The organism is Ideonella sp., assembly GCF_036277275.1.
Classification (GTDB): domain Bacteria; phylum Pseudomonadota; class Gammaproteobacteria; order Burkholderiales; family Burkholderiaceae_C; genus Ideonella.
In genome coordinates, this window is record NZ_DASUNH010000128.1 from 1 (window position 1) to 19,470 (window position 19,470).

The following is a 19,470-nucleotide window of genomic DNA, read 5'->3' on the forward strand; positions in this document are numbered from 1 at the left end:
GGCGGGTGTGCTTCGGCACCACGGTCATGCATGCGCCCCACAAAGTGCAGGGGCGACTGGGATGTGCGCCGCGGGGACGCCCGCGTCGTGCAGCGAGTCAGCGCTTTGGTGGTTCATTCCACCCTCGCGCTGGAGCACAACCGCGATGAGATTTCACTCAAGGAACGACGGGCCGCTCCCGAGTTCCTTGATCCCCATGGGGGACGGGTCGGGCGCAGCCCGGACCTAGGGGCACTTGGACACAAGAACCTCCGTCGAGCTCACGCTTCGGGGGTGGAAATCGGCCGCAACGATTGGGCGGCACCGGAACCCGTCACCGGAAACCTTCACCAGAAACATTCGGGGGTGTAGCTCAACTGGGAGAGCAGCTGCCTTGCACGCAGCCGGTTGCAGGTTCGCTCTGGCCGGTTCACCGGCCAGGACGTTGCTTCAGCAACGGGCCGAAGGCCGAGCGCAGCGAGCATCCCTGTCACCTCCACCAATATGGTTCATTGATCTGCCTCGTTAACTCAGTGGCCAGAGTGCCGGCCTGTCTAGTCGGAAGCCGCGGGTTCGAATCCCGCACGGGGCGCCATTTCATGTCTCCTTAGCTCAGTGGATTCAGAGCATCGGTCTACGAAATCGGGGGTCGCACGTTCGAGTCGTGCAGGAGGCACCAGTTCATGGGTGTGTGGCAGAGCGGTTGATCGCGCCTGGCTGTAAACCAGGACCCTAAAGGCACGGTGGTTCGCTCAACGCGCAGCGTTGGACGCGGCCATGCCGCGGGCCGAAGGCCGAGCGCAGCGAGCAATCCATCCACACCCACCATTTATGCGGGCGTAGCTCAGCGGTAGAGCTTCTGTCTTCCAAGCAGCATGTCGCGCGTTCGATTCGCGCCGCCCGCTCCAACGGTTCTTTCACGAGTACGTAGCTCAATTGGCAGAGCATCGGATTCCAAATCCGGCGGTTCGCGGTTCGACTCCGTGCGTGCTCGCCATCCATTCATCTCGGAATAGCCAAGCGGTCGAAGGCGGTGGATTGCAAATCCGCCGGCGCAAGCCCACGCTGGTTCACTCAACGCGCAGCGTTGGACGCGGCTCTGCCGCGGGCCGAAGGCCGAGCGAAGCGAGCAATCCAGCTTCCGAGTCCATTCCCCGATAGCTCAGCAGGTAGATGCGTCCGGCCGTTAACCGGAAGGTCCGCGGTTGCTCGGGCTGTTGCCCTCGGCCTTCGGCCCGTTGCAAGCAACGTCCTGCGCAGCGGGCTGCGCAGAGCGAACCCGTGTCGGGGAGCCAACCTTCAACAAGCCTCGTGTAGCTCAGTGGTAGAGCACCGTCTTGATAAGGCGGGGGCCGGTGGATCGTTCCCACCCGCGAGGACCAATTCAATCGTCTCGGTGTAGCGCAGCAGGCAGCGCGCATGTTTCGGGAGCATGAGGTCGCAGGTTCGAAACCTGCCGCCGAGACCAATCCCTTCCCTGTAGGTGTGCTCAGGTGTGGCCGTAGCTCAATGGCAGAGCCGTGGGTTGTGATCCCGCTGGTGTCGGTTCGACTCCGACCGGTCACCCCTGAGCACATCGATTCTTCAATCCCCTCGTGGCGGAAATGGCAGACGCAACGGTCTCAGAAGCCGTGGCCGAAAGGCATGCTCGTTCGACCCGAGCCGAGGGGACCATCAACTTTCCGGAGAGCTGCCCGATCGGTAAGGGGTCGACTTGCTAAGTCGAAGCCGGTGTGAAAACGCCGAACAGGTTCGATTCCTGTGCTCTCCGCCAACGATCTCAGAAACAGCGTTTGCCGCGGTAGCTCAGTCGGTAGAGCGCCGGTTTGAAGCACCGGGAGCGGGGGTTCGAGGCCCTCCTGCGGCACCAGATCCATCGCCTCCTTAGCTCAGTCGGACCAGAGCGTCGGTTTCCGAAGCCGAAGGCCGCACGTTCAAGTCGTGCAGGAGGCGCCAATCCATCCACCCGCTCACGAGGACGGAGCTCATCATGAAGAAGCACAACATCACCAAGAAGCGCGCACGCCATCAGCCGTTCTGCTTTTGAGGTCACCAGCAAACGTCGACGCGGATTCCCATCCGAGACCGGCGTCAAGCGAGGTCAACGTGTCGTGCACGGCGACAAGGAGCTGCTCAAGAAGCTGGGGCGAAACGACCCCTGCCCTTGCGGCTCCACGCTCAGCTTTCAAACGCTGCTGCCTGCGCAGCGGCTGCTTTCGATGGGTCACAACGCGATGACTACTACCGCGAGTGATCGCGCTCCCAATCCGGTCCGATAGCTCAGTGGGAGAGCAGAGCCCTCATAAGGCTCAGGTCGATGGTTGCGCGGCAAAGCCGCGGCCTTCGGCCCGTGACTGCGTCACGTCCAACGCTTCCGCGTTGAGCGTACCCATCTCGGACCACCAACCGCCAACCACCAACGTCTCGTTCGTCTAACGGTCAGGACACGACGCTTTCAATGTCGGAATACGGGTTCGATTCCCGTACGAGATACCAAACCCACGTGGGTGTCGCTCAAGGGTAGAGCAGCCGGCTTTTAACCGGCAGGTCAGGGTTGCTCGGGCATTCGCCCTCGGCCTTCGGCCCGCGCCGCAGGCGCGTCCAACGCTTCGCGTTGAGCGATCCCCTGCGCCCGCACCAATTCCAACAACCGGGGCGTAGTCGAGTGGCTTAGACAGCTGGCTTTGACCCAGCGTACACAGGTTCGAATCCTGTCGCCCCTGCCACCATTTCCCCGCAACCAACGTTCGTGCACGCGATCAACGCACTGGCCTGAACTCGCCCGGGCAAGGCGGGCTGCAGCGGATCACCGCGCGGCCTGCCCCGCCTTCTTCATCATCTCGGCGCGCTTCCACAGCTCCTGGTGGATCGCCGCGTAGCGCCGATCGTCCTGCTCCGGCAGCGAGGTGTTGGCGAACATGATCACGCCGATGTCCTTGCCGAGGTTGGCAAGCATCTCGGTGCGCACACCCGGGTCGGAGCCGTTGTGCCCGATCCGCGTGGCGCCATGCTTGGTGGCCCAGAAGAGGCCCGAGTTCAGCTTCTGCGGGTTGACGTTGGCCGGCTTGTTCGCATCGGTGAACTGGAAGCGCAGCATCTCGTCGGCCATGCGCTGGTCGAGGATGCGCGCGCCTTCGTGCACACCACCGTCGAGCAACGCGGCGAAGAACTTCGAGAGATCGGCCACCGACGTGCGGACCCCGCCGTCCGGGTAGGTCGTCATCTCGTAGTTCAGGATCGGAAGCGGCCAACCGTCCTGGGACGCGTACAACTGCGACTGTCGTGCAGGTCCGGCATCGGCCAGCGACCACCCCGAGTTGTTCATCTGCAGCGGCGCGAAGATGCGCCGCTTCGTGTAGGCCTTCAGGTTCTCGCCGGTGACCCGTTCGACGATGTAGCCAGCCAGGCCGGCGGCGATGTTCGAGTACTCGCGCTGCGTACCCGGCCGGGCCTTCAAGAAGTTTTCTGCCGCGTAGTGTTTTCCTTGGGCCACGAAGTAGGCCTTCAGGAAGTCGCCTAGCGGTTCCGGCGTGCCGCCGAAGTAGTACGTCCCGCTGTAGACCGCCCACCGATCGTTGATGCTCGATGTGTGCGTCGCCAGTTGCCGCAACGTGATCTTGTCGTTCGGATGGTGCGGATTGGCGACCTTGAACGGCAGGTAGACGTTGATGTCTTCATCGAGCGCCAGCTTGCCTTCCTGGACCGCCTGCATCAGCGCCACACCGGTGACGGTCTTGCTGATCGAGCCGATGTTCATAACGGTGTCGGGCGTGAACGGCACGCCCCGCGCCTTGTCGGCGAAGCCGAAACCCTTGGCCCAGACCACCTTCTTGTCCACGATGATCGCGGCGCCCAGGCCGACGATGCCCGCCTCGGCCATGTGCTGTTCGATGGCACTGTCGGCGGTCGCACTCGCTGCGGGTGCGGGCGAAGGCGCCGGCTCCGAGGCTTTCACGGGGCCGGCCAGCAGGATCGCAGCGATCGCCAAGGTCAGCTGAATCAAGGTCTTAGGCGGCATGCGCACTCCTCTTTCTCGAGCGGTGGTGTGCCGCTCATTGTGGCTGCCTTCGGTGGCCCGCCTTCACACCATCCGCGTCTGCGGTTCAACCATTCAACCGCCACTTCCTCCCAGGTGGCCCACCCGATGACCCCAACGATCTAGACGCCGAAGGACCCGCTGGTGCGCGCCTTCAGCGGCCACAAACCTGAAGGAGAGGAGACCACCGATGCACCAGCACACTCTGCAGCACGTGCTGCAACTGGATATTCAAGGCACCCCGCAGCGCTGGATCACGCTGGAGCAGGCCGCCCTGCACTACGCGACCGACACAGTGGCGTGGACCGATGGCGACAGGCCGCTGAGCACGCTGCGCGGTGGCACCAACGCGGCCACCGGCCGCCAATCGCTGATCGAGGTGCACCCGATCATCGCGCTGCGCGGTGCACCGCGCATCAACCTGTTCTACGTAACGCCGTCGATGGCGAAGCTGAAGCTGTTTCGCCGCGACCGCCACACCTGCGCCTACTGCGGCCAACGCTTTCACGAACGGGATCTGCAATGCGAACACATCGTGCCCGAATCTCGCGGTGGCGGCTGGACCTGGATGAACCTGGTCACCGCGTGCGGCGTCTGCAATGGTCGCAAGGCCGCTCGCACGCCGGAAGAGGCCAGCATGCCACTGCTGTACCTGCCGTACGTGCCGAGTCGCTTCGAGGATTTCTTGCTCGAAGGCAGGCACATCCGCGCCGACGTGCATGACTGGCTGGCCTCGCGCCTGCCGAAGGGATCGCGATTGAGCTAGCACGCTCGATCGCTCAACGAGTGCCGTGAAAGGCAGCGCTCACAGGCCGGGGGTACGACCCCGCCGGTGTGCGGTGGCCGGACCCCGTCTTGACCGATGGGGCCGTCGCTGCCGCCCATGCCGCGTTGCATCGAAGCGCACACAGCGTGACGAGGTTGGTTCCTCGCCGGGTTCGATCCCCGGGTCACGACCACTGGATAGCTCAGTTGGGTAGAGCAGCGCATTGTTAATGCGTCGGTCGCAGGTTCGACTCCTGTTCCACAAACTGGCCTGAAAAACCAGTGTCCAAACCGGTCGAAAGACCACCGCCGAACGTGGCTCGCGCGCGGATCGCCGACAGGCGTGAAGCGCGCAGGCCATCAGCGCGGCCGCTCGCGCGTCGGGCAAGCGGGGCTTTGCGCTCGTGGCTCAACACCTCGGCTGGCAGGGAGGCAGGCGAGGTGGACAGCCCCGGTGCCCGGGTCCAGGCATCCGGCGTCCGCGGCCGTGCTGTAACGGCACCTTTTCCATTTCAACAAGACGAGAGGAGGGACACCGATGATGTTCACGCGTGTCACTGTGAAGAAGAACGAGCGCGGCCTGCTGCTGCGCAATGGCGATTTCGAGCGCGTGCTGCATCCGGGTGAGCACCGCTTCTCGACCTGGAAGGACGATCTGCGCATCGAGACCTTCGCGCTCGAACAGCCGGCCTTCAACCACGGCCTGGCCGACTACCTGATGGCCAAGGAGCCCGAGGTGGTCGAAGCCGAGTTCGTGCGCGTCGAGCTGAACGAGCACCAAGTCGGCCTGCGCATCGACAACGGTGTGCTGGTCGAGCTGATGCCGCCGGGCACGCGGCGCCTGTTCTGGAAGAACGGCCTGGTCGACGTGAAGGTCGAGGTGATCGACATCACGGCGTCCGCCGAGGTGCCGGCCGCCATCGCTGCGCGGCTGGTCCAGACGCAGCTGCGTCCGCGTGTCGTCGCCGGCCTGGCCGGTGTGCTGCAGGTGCAGGTGCCTGAACACGGCGCCGCCATCCTGTGGATCGACGGCCACATCGAGCGGTTGCTGGCACCCGGCTCGTACGCGTTCTGGAAGTTCAACCGCAACGTGTCGATCGAGTCGGTCGACCTGCGGCTGCAGGCGCTCGAAGTCACCGGCCAGGAGATCCTGACCCGTGACAAGGTCGCGCTGCGGTTGAACCTGTCAGCGACGTGGCGCTTCACCGATGTGCTGCGCGCCTTCACCCAGCTGCAGAAGCCCGCGGACCACCTGTACCGCGAGCTGCAGTTCGGTCTGCGCGCGGCCGTGGGTACCCGCTCGCTCGATGAACTGCTGGAGAACAAGACCGTGATCGACGAGGTCGTCACCGCCCATGTCGCGGCCAAGCTGGCCGGCTACGGCATGGTGCTGGACGGCGTCGGCGTCAAGGACATCGTGCTGCCGGGCGAGATGAAGACCATCCTGACCCAGGTGGTCGAGGCCGAGAAGTCGGCCGAGGCCAACGTGATCCGCCGCCGCGAGGAAACCGCGGCGACGCGCTCGCTGCTCAACACCGCGAAGGTGATGGAGGGCAACCCCGTCGCGCTGCGCATGAAGGAGCTTGAGACGCTGGAACGCGTGGCCGAGCGCATCGACAAGATCTCGGTCTTCGGCGGCCTGGACCAGGTGCTCAACGGCCTGGTCAAGCTGCGCTGAGCCGCTGGCTCCAACCTTTGCAGGGCGCCTTCGGGCGCCCTTTTTTCTTTTTGAATCGACAACACAATGAACGACAGGAGGAATGTCATGAACCTCACCCCGACCGACCCCACGGCGCATCCGATCGATCCGTTGATCCGCGCCGAGATCCTGCGCAAGCTCGAAGCGGTCGAAGCCGAGCACGGCGTGCGCGTGCTGTACGCCTGCGAATCGGGCAGCCGCGGCTGGGGCTTCGCGTCGCCGGACTCGGACTACGACGTGCGCTTCATCTTCGTGCGGCCGGCGCGCGAATACCTGCGCATCACGCCGGTGCGCGACGTGATCGAGGAAGCGCCCGGCCCGGTGTTCGACGTCAACGGCTGGGACCTGCGCAAGGCGCTGCACCTGCTCGCCAAGGGCAACGCGACGCTGATCGAATGGCTCAGCTCGCCGGTGGTCTACCGGCACGACGACGCCTTCGTGCCGCGCCTGCGCGAAGCGGCCACCGCGGTCTACCAGCCGATCCGCTCGTTCCACCACTACGCGGCGATGGGCCGCGGAAACTTCCGCGAGTACCTGCAGGGCGACCAGGTGCGGGCGAAGAAGTACCTGTACGTGCTGCGGCCGCTGCTGGCGGCCAAGTGGGTGCTGGCGCGCGATGACGCGCCGCCGATGGCGTTCGAGCAGTTGGTCGAGGCGCTGGTGGACGACCCGGCCGTGCGGCGCGAGATCGACGCCTTGCTGATCATCAAGCGCCGCAGCGGCGAGCAGGAGTGGCTGCCGGCTCGGCCGGTGCTTAACGCCTACCTGGAGCAGTTGATGGTCGAACTGAACCAAGCCCAGCCGGCAATCGGCCAGCCGAGCATGCAGGCGCTCGATGATTTGCTGGCCGAGACGGTGCTGTCGAGCCGTTGAAGAAGCCGCAACAAAAGAAGGGGAGAGCCAGGGGCGACCCTGGCTCTCCCGAATGCCTGATGGCAACTGCGGGCGCCATGATACTGTGATTTCATACAGTCACATGCTCGCGGGCGGAGCCAATCCAGACAGACGCTCAGCCCATGCCGCGGGCACGGCAGACCGACACCTTGCCCGGCGGCCCCTACCCCACGCCAGCGATCGGCCGCCTAACCGCCGCCGATCGCACTGACCCCGCGGGCCAACAGCACCAGCGACACCATGGCACTCAACACCGCAAAGCTGCGCTGCAAGGTGGGCCCACTGAAGCGCTCGGCCAAACGGCGCCCTGCCAGCAGCGCCACCATCGCGCCGACGGCAAACGGCCAAGCGATGGGCCAGGGCATGCTGCCGTGCAGCGTCGCCGATGCCACGCCCGACACCGACACCAGCGCGATCACTGCCAGCGAGGTGCTGACGATGCTGTCAGCGCCCAGATCCGAGTAGCGTGTCAGTGCCGGCACGATGACGAAGCCCCCACCCACGCCGAGCAAGCCGCTCAGCATGCCGGACGCCATGCCGGTGGACGCCAGCGCCATCGTGCAAGGCCGCGTCCAGACGAAGCGCCCGGTGCAAGGGTTGCGCACGCAGGGGGGTTGCGTCGCCCGCGCCACCTGGGCGGAATGGACCGTTCGGCTGCGCAGGTACATGCCCCGGGCCGACCAGCCCAGCACCAGCGCGAAGATCACTGTCAATGGGCCGTTGGGCACCCGCTGGGCCAGCCAGACGCCAAGCGGCGCCAGCAGCATGCCGGCGCCGCCGATGACCATCGCGGCGCGGTAGCGAACCCGCCCTTCCCTCAGGCCCAGCACGGCGCCCACGGCCGAGGCCATGCCAACAGCCAGCAACCCCACCGGCGCCGATTCGGCCAGACCGAGATGCAGCGAGAAGACCAGCAGCGGCACCGCGAGGATGCCGCCGCCGGCGCCGGTCAAGGCGAGCGTGAGGCCGACGAGGGCGCCCAGGGACATCGCGGCGATCAGCATCGCCGTCCTACCGCGCGAGAACAGCCCATCGGCTAGGCCGCGAGGTCGATATCGAGCAGGCCCGGCATCGGCTTCGGCCACAGCGCCAGGCCGCCGGCCAGGTTCCAGCTCTGCGCATGGCCGAGGCGCCGCAGCGCGTGCGCTGCATACGCACTGCGGTTGCCGCTGCGGCAAACGAACAGCACCGGCGTCTCGGCCGGCAGCGCCAGCCAGCTGGGCAGTGCGTTGAGCAAGCGCGACATCGGCACCGCCTGGTAATGCACGTCCGGCCCCAGGTCCGGCGTGGTACTCAGCCGCTGTTCATAAGGTTCACGGACATCCACCACCACCAGGCCGCCAGGGCCTTGCAGCAGATCGTGCAGTGCAGCCGACTCCAGCTCGTGTGACGTGGTATCCGCGCCGGGTGCCACGCGTGCGCCGCAGGCCAGCGTCTGGTACTCGGTCAGCCCCAGGCCTTGTTCGAGCTCGCTCTTGGCGGCAGCAAACGCGGCAGCCTCCATCGCCCCCCGCAGCACACGCGACAGCAGCGGCTGCCCGGCGCATTCGGTGCTCAAGGTGGTGGCTGCGCGCTGGTCGTAGTCATGACCGGGGGCCAGCAGGCCGTGCGGCCCGACGGCCTCTTCCAGCCGACGCAGCGAGGGGCCGAAGGCCAGCGGCGCGCTCTGCACAAAGTCACTGCGGCCCAGTGCGCCGGGCATCACCGTGTCGCCGACGAAGGCCATGCGCAACCCTTGCGCGTCACGCAGCAGGTAGGCGGTCGAGTCTTCGGTATGGCCTGGCAGCGCCAACCGGGTCAGGCTCAGCGCGCCCAGCGAAATGTGCTCAGTGCCACGCGGCCAGCCCAGCGGGTCGAGCGGGGTTGCGCCGCCGCCTTCGAGCAGGTCACGCGCTGCATCTCGCAGCTCGGGTGCCGACGAGGCGTGGTCTCCGTGGCTGTGGGTATCCAGCACGGCGGCCAAGGTGTAGCCCTGGCAGCGGATCTGCTGGGCCAGGCGCTCGTTCACCTCGGGCAGTGGGTCGATCACGACGCAGCGGCGGCTCTGCTCATCGGCCACCAGGTAGCAGCAGGCGGCATCGACGACGAAGCGCGTCACGCCATCGGCCGGCATGACCCGGCCCGGCGTCGAGCCGAAGCAGCAGTCGCGCAAGCTCTCGCCACACGCCCGGATGCGGGCGCACGCCTCGTCGATGAAGTCGGCATCTGCTGCCGGGCCGAAAGACAAGCGTACCGCCGAGGCGGTCTGCCACACCGGCAGGCCCATCGCTTCGAGCACGAAGCTCGGCTTGGCTTGCGCCGCGCTACAGGCCGAGCCGCCGCTGACGCGCACGTCGGCGGCATCGAACAGATCGAGCAACAGCTTCGAACTCAGGCCCGGCACGGAGAAGTTCAGCGTCGTCGGCAGGCAAAGATCCAACGGCGCATTGAAGACCAGGCCGGGGAATGCCTCCTGCAGAGCATCGACCAGGCGGGCGCGGTAGCCCACCAGCGTGGCGGGGTTCTTGAAGCCGAGGCCACCCTGCAGGGCCGCCAGCACGGCGCCGAGCGCGGCAATGCCGGACATGTTCTCGGTGCCCGAGCGCTGCGCGCCTTCCTGCCCGCCGCCCGCCAGCAGCGGCGTGAAGGGGGCGCCCTCGCGCACATACAGCATGCCGATGCCCTTCGGCGCATAGAGCTTGTGGCCGGAGAACGGCGCGTAGTCGATGCGGCGCTGGGCCAGGTGCAGCGGCAGTTTGCCCAGCGCCTGCACGCTGTCGACCATCCACAGTGCAGCACTGCCTTCGAGCGCTGCAGCAATACCGTCCAGGTCGCTGATGACACCGGTCTCGTTGTTGGCGGCCATCGTGCAGACCAGGCCTGCGCGCGGCGCATGGTCACGCAGCCAGCCCAGGTCATGCCGCCCATCGGGGCCGACGGGGATCGCCACCACCTGCAGGCCCAGGCCCAGCAACGCATTCCAATGCTTCAAGGCCTCGGGCACGGCCTTGTGTTCGGTGGCACCGTACAACAGCAGTTCCGGCGCGTCCGGTGCCCCGCGGCGCTCACGCAAGGCACTGAGGGCTGACAACACCGCTGTCTGGATCCCTTCGGTCGCGCCGCTGACGAACAGCAATTGCCCGGTCGGCGCGCCCAACACTTGACGCGCGCGGCCACGCACGGCGTCCATCAGCGCACGCGCCTTCAGGCCGGTGCTGTGGATGCTGCTGGGGTTGCCGTAGTCCTCGGCCATGGTGGCCAGTGCAGCGGCGCGCGCCTGGGCCATCACCGGCGTGGTGGCGTTTGCGTCGAGATAGATTTCCATGGGCGTGTGTGTTTCTGCCTTTCCTGACAATTCAGGAATGGGCTTCATGATATGAATCAATACAAGAAATTTGGCTCCCAATTTCTGAAAAGAAATGGAATCTCAATCCAGAAATTGCCTGTTTTTTCATTCCAGCCGCAAACGCCTTGCTTTGCCTCTTTTGCAGATGTGACGACATGAAACTCGACGCCATCGACATGAAGCTGCTGGCGCTGCTGCAGGACAACGCCGAACTGCAGATCAGCGAGCTCGCCGATCGGGTGGGCCTGTCGACCACGCCCTGCTGGCGGCGAGTTCAGCGCTTGAAGGAGGCCGGGGTGATCACCAAGCAGGTCTCACTGGTGAACCGCAAGGCGGTCAACGTGGCGGTCACGGTGTTCGTCGGCATCCGCACCAGCCACCACAACCAGAAGTGGTTCGACAACTTCCGCGCCACGGTCGAGGCGATCCCGGAGGTGGTCGAGTTCTACCGCATGAGCGGCGAGGTGGACTACCTGTTGCGCGTCGTCGTGCCGGACATCGCCGCCTACGACGCGGTCTACAAGCGGCTGACCGCGAGCATCGAGTTGTCGGACGTCAGTTCGAGCTTCGCAATGGAAGAGCTGAAATACACGACCGCGCTGCCGCTGGGGTACGCGGTCTGATGAGAGGCCTCCAGCCGAGCGTCGGTCTTGGTCGCGGCCACCACACGCACAGGCCGGCGCGCTCGTGAACATGCCGCTGCAGCAGTCCGTCGCAAGGGGGTCGCACAGGCATGGTGGGCTCGCTGCCATGGTGATCTGCGCGGCCGCCGGGCTGGCCTCGCCTGCGCAGGCCGCCACGGCCTGCAACGCAAACAAGCTGGCAGTGCTGCGCTCCCCCCCGCAGCCTGGCGACGGGGCGGTGTTGATCGATTGTCACCTCACGCTGAAACCCCATGACGTGATCACCCGGTCGCTCTACTTCAACCACGGCGCCGTGTCGGACGGAGTGAAGGTGGACTGCGCCGGAGCGACGCTGTCGTACACCGATCTAAACGCCGCGCTGCCGCGCATCCTCGTGCAGTCGTACCCGTACCAAGAGCCTGATGGCACGACGGTGTGGGAGCGGCCGCGCGACATCACGATCAAGAATTGCATCCTCAAAGGCAACATCAATGTGATTGGCATGGGCGGGCAGGACTCGCCCGCGGTGAAGGAATCCTCGCGCATCGACCCGCACCACACGAGCGTGCTGAGGAAGCGGGCGCCGACGAACATCACCTTCGACGGGTTGACGATCGACCCGCAAGACCGAATAGCCGTCTACCTGTCGATGGGGGTGACGGGCGTGACGATCCGCAACTCGCTATTCCTCGGCACATCGCCCTCGGCGGTGATCTATCTCGATGCCGAAGGGGGCTTGCACAAGATCCTGGACAACCGGTTCAAGACCGTGCCGGCGCGCGAAGTGATCGCGGCGGATGGCTCGTCGGAGAACCTGATCCAAGGCAACGTCTTCACCAGCAGCCCGCGCGGCGGCATCTTCATCTACCGGAACTGCGGCGAGGCCGGCACCGTGCGGCACAACGAGCCAGTCAAGAATGATGTCTTCGACAACCAGTTCCTCGACCCCAGCGGGCCGGCAGCGCGGTACCCCCATATCTGGGTCGCATCGAGGAACGGCAACCGCTCTTACTGCAGCGACGATGCCGGCTACCCCTATGGCAGCAGCGTGAACAACCGCGACGAAGCGCACCGCACCGCGATCAAGGGCAACTACTTCGATGCGAAGGCGATGTCCATCGTCCTGGGGGATGGGCCGAACTACGTGATCGACAACGTGACCACTGTCGGCGGCACCATCCCGACCGCCGACGTGTTCGGCAGCACCTTCGTCGGCAACCGCATCGGCCAGGGACCGGCACCGTCCACCTCATGCTTCTGGCGCGACAGGATACCGATGCTGCTGCGCGACGGTGAATCGCTCGACCTCGACTTGTCGAACCCAGAGCGAGTGACCTGCGCCAAGCACCGACTGGTGTGCAGAGACGGCAATCTGGACAAGCGGGCTCGTCATTGCGAGGACGGGCAGATCAACCAGCGTCACTTCAAATGCGCGGTCACCAGCAGCAACGAGGGCTGCGAGAAGACGCTGTCATGCGGCAGCCGCAAACGCCTGCAGGCGCTGAAGGCACGTTGCAACCTGGAGTTCGGCCCGATCGACCGGGAGGCGCTGGCCGACGCCACGTGGAACTCGCTCGCGGTCGACCGCGCGTCGGACGTGGCCAGCGACGGGGTTTGCGCGGTCGGCAACTACGAGATCGCGTCGGCTGCCACGCAGTTGCTGGGCTTGGTGAAGACGCCGACGACCGCCCAATGCCGCGAGCACGATGCCGACGGCGGCGAATGCCGCATCGAGGGCGAGTACGTCTGCTATTGAGGCGCTGAGACGATGCCGGGCCGGGTGCTGGCGAGTGCAGCCCTCACGCCCATGCACCCATCCCAACCAGTGCAGTGTTCGACGCTATGCGGAACATAGAACCGCGCGTTTGACCGCCTGGCGTCTCTGCAACTCCTCGCGATGCCACTGGGCATCGCTGTGGTTTGCGCCTACCCAGGCGACCACATCCATCGCGCCGCACCAACTAGCGTTTGTGGGTGCGCGACTGCGTCTGATTGCTCGAGCCGATCTGCGATTCGCGGTCGTGTCGGCTGGCGGGCGTCCGGTGTCCTTGGTTCAGCTGGGTCTCGGGCTTGTCGCCCAGCTTGTTCCTGTCGTTCTCGGCCTTGCCTGTCTTGGGTGCCTGCTCGTCGCGCGGATTCTGTCGATAGGTCATGGTGCGCCTCCAATCGGGTCTGAGTGCAAGGCAAGCTTAGGCCGACGGGCTTCGGTTTCGTGTCGGACAGACCCGCATTCGACCTCTCGGCCAGGCCTCCGGGTTGCCCTTGGGGTCGCCCTGCTCCGCCAAAACCCAGCAACCGGCCCGGGTCGTCAGATGCGTCGCAAGACCAGGAGCATCCCCGCCATCGCAGCGGCCTCAAGTGGCAGCAGCATCCACTGCGCGCGATCGATCGAGGCCTGGGTCACCGCGTCGAGCAACACGCCCGCCAATGCCAACGGCAGCAGCAAGAATCGCCAGGGCGAGGCACACAGCGGCACCACCGCCAACGTCATCGCGATGCTGGGTGCAGGCATCAGGCCGATCAGCTCGGCACGCCATGCGCTGGCGCCCGTGGGCAACGACAACCAGGGCATCGCAGCCCATGCAAACGTGAAGAGCGTGACGGCGCCAGCCCGCGCACCGGGTGAAGCCGCACGCTGCAATGCACCCGGCGACACGGCCACCGCAGCGAGCAGCAGCGCCTGCAACACGAAGCCCGCGGCCATCCAGCCCGTGGCCCAGTGCAACTCGGCATAGCAGTGCGGCAACCACCCTGCCGCCATCGACACGCCGCTGAACGCCGCCAGGCCCGCCAAGCCACGCGCGCCGGCCATCGGCCGCCACCACAGCATCACCAACACGGCCAGCCCGAGCACCAACACCAGCGGCTGCGCCGGCCACGCTTCTTGCATGCAGCGCTCCACCAGGCGGTCGTACGCCCGCGCAGAAAAGATCTGCGCGTCACCGAGGCTGTAGCTCAGCCAGTCCGGCATCGTTCACAACGCCTGCAGGTGCTCGGTGATCCGGCGACGCAGCGCCGCATCCGGCAGCGGGCCGCGCGCGGCGGCCAGATTCTCGCGCACGTGCGCAACCTGCGTCGTCGCCGGGATCACGCACGTGACGGCCGGGTGCGCGAGGATGAACTTCAGCACCAGCTGCGCCCAGCTCGCCGCGCCGGCCTCGGCTGTCCACGGCGGCAGCGCATGGCGCGTCAGCCGCTGCGTCAACGCGCCCTGCTGGAACGGGCGGTTGACGAGCACCGCCATGCCACGGTCTGCGGCCAGTGGCAACAGGCGCCGCTCGGCCTCTCGGTCCAGTGGGTTGTAGGTGAACTGCACGAAGTCCAGCGGCTGCGTGCGCATCAACTGCTCGAACTCGGCGTGCCGCCTGCCTTCGGACGTGGTGATGCCGACGTGTCCGACGCGGCCCTCGGCTTTCATGCGCAGCAGCATCGGCAAGTGCGCCTGCCAGTTCAGCAGGTTGTGCACCTGCAGCAGCGCAAAGCGCGGCACGCCCCAGAGTTGCCGCGAAGCCTCGGCCTGCGCTGCGCCCTTCGCTTCATCGCCCGTCCACACCTTGTCGGCACCAAAGACCTGCCCGGCCATGTTGAGCGTGCGCAGGGCGTGGCCGACGACGTCCTGCGACGAGCCGTACATCGGCGACGAGTCGATCACCCGGCCGCCACCATCCAGGAACGCCTGCACGACACGGGTGCACTCGGCCCGCAACTGCGCGTCACGGCCGACGTTGAAGGTGATCCACGTGCCGAGGCCGACGGTGGGAATGGCCTGGCGTGTCGACGGGACCATGCGCGCAGGCACCAGTGGCACGGCCGGTGGTCCCGCCAGCGCCGGCACGGCGGCGCCCAACGCGAAGCTCGCGAGGAATCGGCGGCGCGGTGAAACGTCCGGCATGGCGCAAGCATCGCACGGAGGCTGCCGATGCGACAACCGGGCGGCAGGGCTGCTGCCGGGCGGCCATCAGACCATCGGCGCAGGCGCATGGCCCTCGAACAGCGGCACCAGCTCGCGCGTACCGGCGTACAGCTCGTCGAACAGGCGCCTGACACGCGGAACCTTCCTCAGGTCCACATGCGTGAGGACCCAGAGTTCGCTGCTCCACTCCTTCACCGGTGGGCACACGCGGCAGATCCCAGGCTCCTGGTCACCCAGGTAGCACGGCAACACCCCGATGCCCAACCCGGCCCGCACCATGTGCAGGACATTCACCAGGCTGTTGGTGCGCAAGACCGCGCCTTGCCGCAGCCCCTGCTCGTCCAGCCAGCGGGACGAAGCGAGATGGCCGAGCGTGTCATCGACCGCCACCCGAGGCAGCGACGACAAACGGTCGGCGGTCGCGCCGCGCAACCTGCGCGAGCGGTAGATCGTCGTTTCCAGGCCGCAGAGCTTGCGTCCGACCAGCGGATCAGGTGGGCGACCGCCGGCACGGATCGCCACGTCCGCTTCGTGCTCGCCGATCTTCACCATCGTGTTCGACGTGGTCACCTGCAGCTGCACGTCCAGCACCCGGCTGTGGAAGTTGGCCAGCAGCGGCGGCAGCACCTTGTGCATCAGCGTGTCGGTGGTGGTGATCCGCAACACGCCACCGGGCCACGCCTCACGCCGGCCCAGGCGGCTGCGCATCGCGCCGACTTCCCTGTCGATTCCATCGGCGACACGGATCAGGTCTTCGCCGGCGGACGTCGGCACGTAGCCTGCACGTGTGCGGTGGAAGAGCTTCACGCCCATCCCCGCTTCGATGCGCTGCAGGCGCCGGAACAGCGTCGAGTGGCTGGCGCCCAGGGCCTGCGCCGTCCCGGTCAGCGAACCTTCACGCCCGATCGCGCGCACGATGCGCAGGTCGTCCCAGGAAACGTCGTCCAACATCGTGCACGCCTCTTCCACGGCCGCTCGCCCGGCCACGCATCCGGTTTTTCGTAGTCAATTCTGAACGACAGGCTTGCGAAAACGATCGAACGCATGCCGGTGTCGGTTTCTATCATGGCGGCCATTCAGCTCCATTGCAGTGCCGTCCATGAACACCCCGGAAATCTTTCGTCCCGCCAACGACAGCGACATCGACCGCATGGTCGCGGCCTACCCCTTGGCGCTCGTCATCAGCATGGTCGACGGCGACACCCAAGCGTCACCGCTGCCCATCGTGCTGCAACGCGACGCCGAGGGCCGCGGCACGCTGATCGGCCACTTCTCCCGCTTCAACCCGCAGGTCGAGATGGTCAGGCGCGATCGACGCGCGCTGATTGCCTTCTCCGGCGCCCAGGGCTACATCTCGTCATCCTGGCTGCGTGAGCGCAAGTACGCCCCGACCTGGAACTACCAGGCCGTGCACTTCAAGGTCGACATCGAGATCGACGAGCGCCCCGGCGCCGCACGCGAAGCGCTCGAAACGCTGATCCGCCACGCCGACGCGGCCTTCCCGAACCCGTGGCGCGTTGAAGAGATGGGGCCGCGCTTCGAGCAGATCTCCACCGCCATCGTCCCCTTCCGCGCCCGCGTGCTCGACACCCAAGTGCAGTTCAAGCTCGGGCAAGGTGATCCGGCCAGCGTTTTCGAGGACGGCATTGCCGGGCTGATGCGGTACGGCAACCACGAACTGGCCACGGCGATGCTGCGGGAGCACGCGGGGGCGCGAGCCGGGAACTGAGCCGGTGTCTCAGCGCGGCGGGTCTACAGTCCCACCCTGCGTTGTTCGCTGATTCACGAGGAGACGCAGCATGGAGCGATTCACCGGCGGATGCCTGTGCGGCAACGTTCGAATGGTAGCGACAGGGCGCCCCTACCGGGTCGGCCTGTGCCACTGTCTCGACTGCCGCAAGCACCACGGCGCGCTCTTTCACGCCTCCGCGATCTTTCCGCACGAGGCCGTGACGATCGATGGTGAAACGCGCGACTACGCGGGGCGGTTCTTCTGCCCTCGCTGCGGCTCGTCCGTCTTCTCACGCAGCGACGACGAGATCGAAGTGAACCTGGGATCGCTGGATGCGCCCGATCAACTGAAGCCGACCTACGAGCTCTGGACGATCCGTCGCGAGTCGTGGTTGCCGCCGTTTCCGCTCACGCGGCGGTACGAGCGCAATCGTGAGGACGGGGGGCGGTCGGAGGAGTAGTCGCGGACAACCTGAGCCGGTGAACAAGCCTGGAGACCTGCGCCTGGCTACGTCCGGCTATGACCTCTTGCGTTCACCAGCCTCCAACGCACATCGACCATCTCGGGCCTGGCGGAACTGTTCGTCGAGCTTGCCTTGACGAGGCTTCCACACCTCGTGCAAGCGCCACTCGTCCGAACCATCACACCAGCGGCCCAAAGACATGAAGAACAGCGCACGCCCTTTTTGCTGCCCAAACTGTGCCGCTTGCGCTTCGAACGCAGCCAAGTCCAGCCGGCTGTCTTCGACAGCCCAGGCTTGAGGCGCGGTGATCCTCAAGCCGGTGGCCATGATGTGGGCATCTCTGGCCTCAACCGCCACGTCGGGCGAACGAACTTCAACATTCAGGATGTCGACGGTACTGCCCACGACAGTCAGCCGGCCCAGCGTGGCATCTTCAATGCGGACGTTGGTGCAATGCTCCAGGCGCAAGGAACGCCATGGCCCACGAAACACCATGTTGTTCCCGTCCTTGCAGACCCCGTCGCCCTGAGACTCCCCCGCTTTCGCCTCCTTCAAGTCCGGCAGCGGCCCCCGCAGGGACCTCAACAGCCATTCGCTGGTCTTTGCCGTGTCTTCACTCATGGGGACGTGACCAACGCCAGACAAGGTGTCCAGCTGAGCCTGCGGCAGCAACCATTGCAATGCCAACCCTGTCCTCAAAGGCGCCACCGGGTCCTGCTCTCCCCACAACAGCCAGACCGGTGCATGGATCTGCCGGATCATGGGGGAGAAGTCTTCGTTCACCAGACCCAACGCCGCATTGATGTCGCTGCTGTCTTGGTAGAGCAGTTCGCGCGCCTTGTCCGACGACGCCATGGCTTGCAATGCCGTGGCACTCCCGGCCAGGAGGTCCTGGATCTTTCCCGACATGCGATTGAGGATCCGGCTGCCTTTGGCCACCCACTTGTCCAGGACTGGCGCTGACGCCACCTGATCGGGCACGAGGCTCAAGTGGCGAGCGAACACGGTGGATTGCAACACCCCTGCCACATCGATCAGCAACAGGCGCGCCACCTCCTCCGGGTAGTCGTGGCTGTAGCGCAAAGCAATGGCGCCGCCGAGCGAGTGCCCAACGACAAAGACCGGTTCCCGAGCATGCTGGGACACCAGCCAATGCACCAGGTCCGCGTACTTCTTCGGCGTCAGGTCCGCGTCCGGCCGCGCAGAGTCACCAAACCCGGGCAGGTCAAACAGGAGCAGCTGGTAGTGCTCCGCAAGGGCCGGGAGCAGTGGCAACCAATCCTTCGATGCCTGCTGCCCCAAGCCGTGGATCAGCACCAACCATGCCGCCCCGGCCTTGCCACCCGTCCTGACCTGCACTGGCAGACCCGAGGCAGGATCGGCCAGTGTGTGGTCTGTGAAACCAGGAGCGAAGGGGGGGTGTTACCGCGGTTGCCGCATTCGCCCTCGAAACGGTGAAGAACAGCGCGAGGACAAGAAGCCGAAAGAAGCGGGTCATACAAAAACGCTGGCGCGAACGGGCTGTGCTTCAGCCCGCCGGCGCGTCAGGTCGCGGGTTGGTGGCAAACGGCTTCGATGTTGTGTCCGTCAGGATCGATGACGAAAGCGGCGTAGTAGTTCGCGTGGTAGTGCGGGCGAAGACCGGGCGCACCGTGGTCTTTGCCACCCGCCTCCAGCGCCGCGCGATAGAAAGCCTCGACTTGCTGGCGAGTCTCGGCCACGAACGCCACATGAAGATGCGCCGGCCTCTCATCGGTCTGGAACAGGCACAGCGACACCTTGCCCTCTGGCGTGCTGAGCTCGACACCGTACGTGGGAGCCCCCTCCCCCACGACGACGACGCCGAGCGGCTCGAGGGCCTTGAGGTAGAACGCCTTGCTCGCGGCATAGTCGCTGACTCCGAACTTGACGTGGTCGAACAAGAGCTCCTCCTGGAATGAGCCGTCAGCCGTCGTGCCTGGTGGAAGGCGAGCCGATCTTGCGTTGCAGCCCCATCTCGAGAACGATCCAGACCACCAGGAGCGCGAGCCCGAGGGGCGCG

At 65.9% G+C, this 19,470-nt stretch carries 17 protein-coding genes and 20 tRNA genes; 28 read left to right on the forward strand and 9 right to left on the reverse strand.

Going from position 1 to position 19,470, the window contains the following annotated elements:
* Nucleotides 1–341: 341 nt before the first annotated feature.
* From VFY73_RS21555 to VFY73_RS21645, 20 genes are all read left to right on the forward strand, one after another.
* A tRNA-Ala gene (locus tag VFY73_RS21555) sits at nt 342–481 on the forward strand.
* Between the two features lie 17 nt (nt 482–498).
* Nucleotides 499–574, forward strand: a tRNA-Asp gene (locus VFY73_RS21560).
* Between the two features lie 6 nt (nt 575–580).
* Nucleotides 581–658 (forward strand) — tRNA-Arg (locus VFY73_RS21565).
* A gap of 6 nt (nt 659–664) precedes the next feature.
* Nucleotides 665–807: transfer RNA gene (locus tag VFY73_RS21570), tRNA-Tyr, on the forward strand.
* Between the two features lie 5 nt (nt 808–812).
* Nucleotides 813–887 (forward strand) — tRNA-Gly (locus VFY73_RS21575).
* Between the two features lie 13 nt (nt 888–900).
* Nucleotides 901–976: transfer RNA gene (locus tag VFY73_RS21580), tRNA-Trp, on the forward strand.
* Nucleotides 977–985: 9 nt separating this feature from the next.
* A tRNA-Cys gene (locus tag VFY73_RS21585) sits at nt 986–1,129 on the forward strand.
* A gap of 1 nt (nt 1,130) precedes the next feature.
* Nucleotides 1,131–1,274 (forward strand) — tRNA-Asn (locus VFY73_RS21590).
* A gap of 12 nt (nt 1,275–1,286) precedes the next feature.
* Nucleotides 1,287–1,361 (forward strand) — tRNA-Ile (locus VFY73_RS21595).
* Between the two features lie 10 nt (nt 1,362–1,371).
* Nucleotides 1,372–1,447: transfer RNA gene (locus tag VFY73_RS21600), tRNA-Pro, on the forward strand.
* A 27-nt stretch (nt 1,448–1,474) separates the two neighbouring features.
* Nucleotides 1,475–1,545 (forward strand) — tRNA-His (locus tag VFY73_RS21605).
* Between the two features lie 23 nt (nt 1,546–1,568).
* Nucleotides 1,569–1,653, forward strand: a tRNA-Leu gene (locus VFY73_RS21610).
* A 10-nt stretch (nt 1,654–1,663) separates the two neighbouring features.
* A tRNA-Ser gene (locus VFY73_RS21615) sits at nt 1,664–1,753 on the forward strand.
* A 21-nt stretch (nt 1,754–1,774) separates the two neighbouring features.
* Nucleotides 1,775–1,849: transfer RNA gene (locus VFY73_RS21620), tRNA-Phe, on the forward strand.
* Between the two features lie 8 nt (nt 1,850–1,857).
* Nucleotides 1,858–1,935: transfer RNA gene (locus VFY73_RS21625), tRNA-Arg, on the forward strand.
* Between the two features lie 155 nt (nt 1,936–2,090).
* The gene (locus tag VFY73_RS30460; RefSeq protein ID WP_414654508.1) at nt 2,091–2,258 is read left to right on the forward strand and encodes an SEC-C metal-binding domain-containing protein; all 168 of its coding nucleotides are present in this window, start codon (nt 2,091–2,093) and stop codon (nt 2,256–2,258) included.
* Nucleotides 2,249–2,384, forward strand: a tRNA-Met gene (locus VFY73_RS21630). Before VFY73_RS30460 ends, VFY73_RS21630 begins: the two co-directional genes overlap by 10 nt.
* A 16-nt stretch (nt 2,385–2,400) precedes the next feature.
* Nucleotides 2,401–2,475 (forward strand) — tRNA-Glu (locus VFY73_RS21635).
* Between the two features lie 7 nt (nt 2,476–2,482).
* Nucleotides 2,483–2,619: transfer RNA gene (locus VFY73_RS21640), tRNA-Lys, on the forward strand.
* Between the two features lie 11 nt (nt 2,620–2,630).
* Nucleotides 2,631–2,705: transfer RNA gene (locus tag VFY73_RS21645), tRNA-Gln, on the forward strand.
* An 80-nt stretch (nt 2,706–2,785) separates the two neighbouring features.
* Here VFY73_RS21645 and VFY73_RS21650 read toward each other — a convergent pair.
* Nucleotides 2,786–3,997, reverse strand: coding sequence for a serine hydrolase domain-containing protein (locus VFY73_RS21650; protein WP_329722663.1), 1,212 nt, complete (start codon nt 3,995–3,997; stop codon nt 2,786–2,788).
* 208 nt (nt 3,998–4,205) lie between these two features.
* On the opposite strand from VFY73_RS21650, the gene VFY73_RS21655 reads away from it, so the two are divergent.
* The 4 genes from VFY73_RS21655 to VFY73_RS21670 all read left to right on the forward strand — a co-directional run bounded on the left by VFY73_RS21655 (nt 4,206) and on the right by VFY73_RS21670 (nt 7,352).
* Entirely contained in the window at nt 4,206–4,781 is a 576-nt protein-coding gene (locus tag VFY73_RS21655) for an HNH endonuclease (protein WP_329722665.1), read from the forward strand.
* 195 nt (nt 4,782–4,976) lie between these two features.
* Nucleotides 4,977–5,042 (forward strand) — tRNA-Asn (locus VFY73_RS21660).
* Between the two features lie 279 nt (nt 5,043–5,321).
* Complete coding sequence (locus tag VFY73_RS21665; protein ID WP_329722690.1) at nt 5,322–6,458, forward strand: slipin family protein; 1,137 nt, start codon at nt 5,322–5,324, stop codon at nt 6,456–6,458.
* Nucleotides 6,459–6,545: 87 nt separating this feature from the next.
* A complete protein-coding gene (locus VFY73_RS21670; RefSeq protein ID WP_329722667.1) occupies nt 6,546–7,352 on the forward strand; it encodes a nucleotidyltransferase domain-containing protein in 807 nt (268 codons plus the stop codon).
* A gap of 209 nt (nt 7,353–7,561) precedes the next feature.
* On the opposite strand, the gene VFY73_RS21675 is transcribed toward VFY73_RS21670, so the two are convergent.
* On the reverse strand, nt 7,562–8,362 hold the full coding sequence (locus tag VFY73_RS21675) for a sulfite exporter TauE/SafE family protein (RefSeq protein WP_329722669.1): 801 nt from the start codon (nt 8,360–8,362) through the stop codon (nt 7,562–7,564).
* A gap of 47 nt (nt 8,363–8,409) precedes the next feature.
* Nucleotides 8,410–10,677, reverse strand: a complete 2,268-nt coding sequence (locus tag VFY73_RS21680; protein ID WP_329722671.1) for an aminotransferase class V-fold PLP-dependent enzyme — start codon at nt 10,675–10,677, stop codon at nt 8,410–8,412.
* 176 nt (nt 10,678–10,853) lie between these two features.
* Between VFY73_RS21680 and VFY73_RS21685 the strand changes: the two genes are divergently transcribed.
* Both VFY73_RS21685 and VFY73_RS21690 read left to right on the forward strand, forming a co-directional pair.
* Complete coding sequence (locus tag VFY73_RS21685) at nt 10,854–11,321, forward strand: Lrp/AsnC family transcriptional regulator (RefSeq protein ID WP_329722673.1); 468 nt, start codon at nt 10,854–10,856, stop codon at nt 11,319–11,321.
* Nucleotides 11,322–11,448: 127 nt separating this feature from the next.
* Entirely contained in the window at nt 11,449–13,077 is a 1,629-nt protein-coding gene (locus VFY73_RS21690; RefSeq protein ID WP_329722675.1) for a right-handed parallel beta-helix repeat-containing protein, read from the forward strand.
* Between the two features lie 205 nt (nt 13,078–13,282).
* Here VFY73_RS21690 and VFY73_RS21695 read toward each other — a convergent pair whose 3' ends face one another.
* From VFY73_RS21695 to VFY73_RS21710, 4 genes are all read right to left on the reverse strand, one after another.
* Nucleotides 13,283–13,474 carry a hypothetical protein gene (locus VFY73_RS21695; protein ID WP_329722676.1) on the reverse strand — a complete coding sequence of 64 codons (192 nt, stop codon included), beginning with the start codon at nt 13,472–13,474 and terminating at the stop codon, nt 13,283–13,285.
* A gap of 155 nt (nt 13,475–13,629) precedes the next feature.
* Nucleotides 13,630–14,292: a hypothetical protein gene (locus VFY73_RS21700; protein WP_329722678.1), complete on the reverse strand. Its 663-nt coding sequence runs from the start codon at nt 14,290–14,292 to the stop codon at nt 13,630–13,632.
* 3 nt (nt 14,293–14,295) lie between these two features.
* Nucleotides 14,296–15,213, reverse strand: a complete 918-nt coding sequence (locus VFY73_RS21705; RefSeq protein ID WP_329722680.1) for an aldo/keto reductase — start codon at nt 15,211–15,213, stop codon at nt 14,296–14,298.
* A 66-nt stretch (nt 15,214–15,279) separates the two neighbouring features.
* Entirely contained in the window at nt 15,280–16,185 is a 906-nt protein-coding gene (locus VFY73_RS21710) for a LysR family transcriptional regulator (RefSeq protein WP_329722682.1), read from the reverse strand.
* A gap of 148 nt (nt 16,186–16,333) precedes the next feature.
* Here VFY73_RS21710 and VFY73_RS21715 point away from each other — a divergent pair, with 148 nt between their 5' ends.
* Nucleotides 16,334–16,963 carry an FMN-binding negative transcriptional regulator gene (locus tag VFY73_RS21715; RefSeq protein WP_329722684.1) on the forward strand — a complete coding sequence of 210 codons (630 nt, stop codon included), beginning with the start codon at nt 16,334–16,336 and terminating at the stop codon, nt 16,961–16,963.
* Between the two features lie 70 nt (nt 16,964–17,033).
* Nucleotides 17,034–17,426: a GFA family protein gene (locus tag VFY73_RS21720; RefSeq protein WP_329722686.1), complete on the forward strand. Its 393-nt coding sequence runs from the start codon at nt 17,034–17,036 to the stop codon at nt 17,424–17,426.
* Between the two features lie 57 nt (nt 17,427–17,483).
* Here VFY73_RS21720 and VFY73_RS21725 read toward each other — a convergent pair whose 3' ends face one another.
* A complete protein-coding gene (locus VFY73_RS21725) occupies nt 17,484–18,746 on the reverse strand; it encodes an alpha/beta hydrolase (RefSeq protein WP_329722692.1) in 1,263 nt (420 codons plus the stop codon).
* 227 nt (nt 18,747–18,973) lie between these two features.
* Nucleotides 18,974–19,351: a VOC family protein gene (locus VFY73_RS21730; RefSeq protein WP_329722688.1), complete on the reverse strand. Its 378-nt coding sequence runs from the start codon at nt 19,349–19,351 to the stop codon at nt 18,974–18,976.
* Between the last annotated feature and the right edge of the window lie 119 nt (nt 19,352–19,470).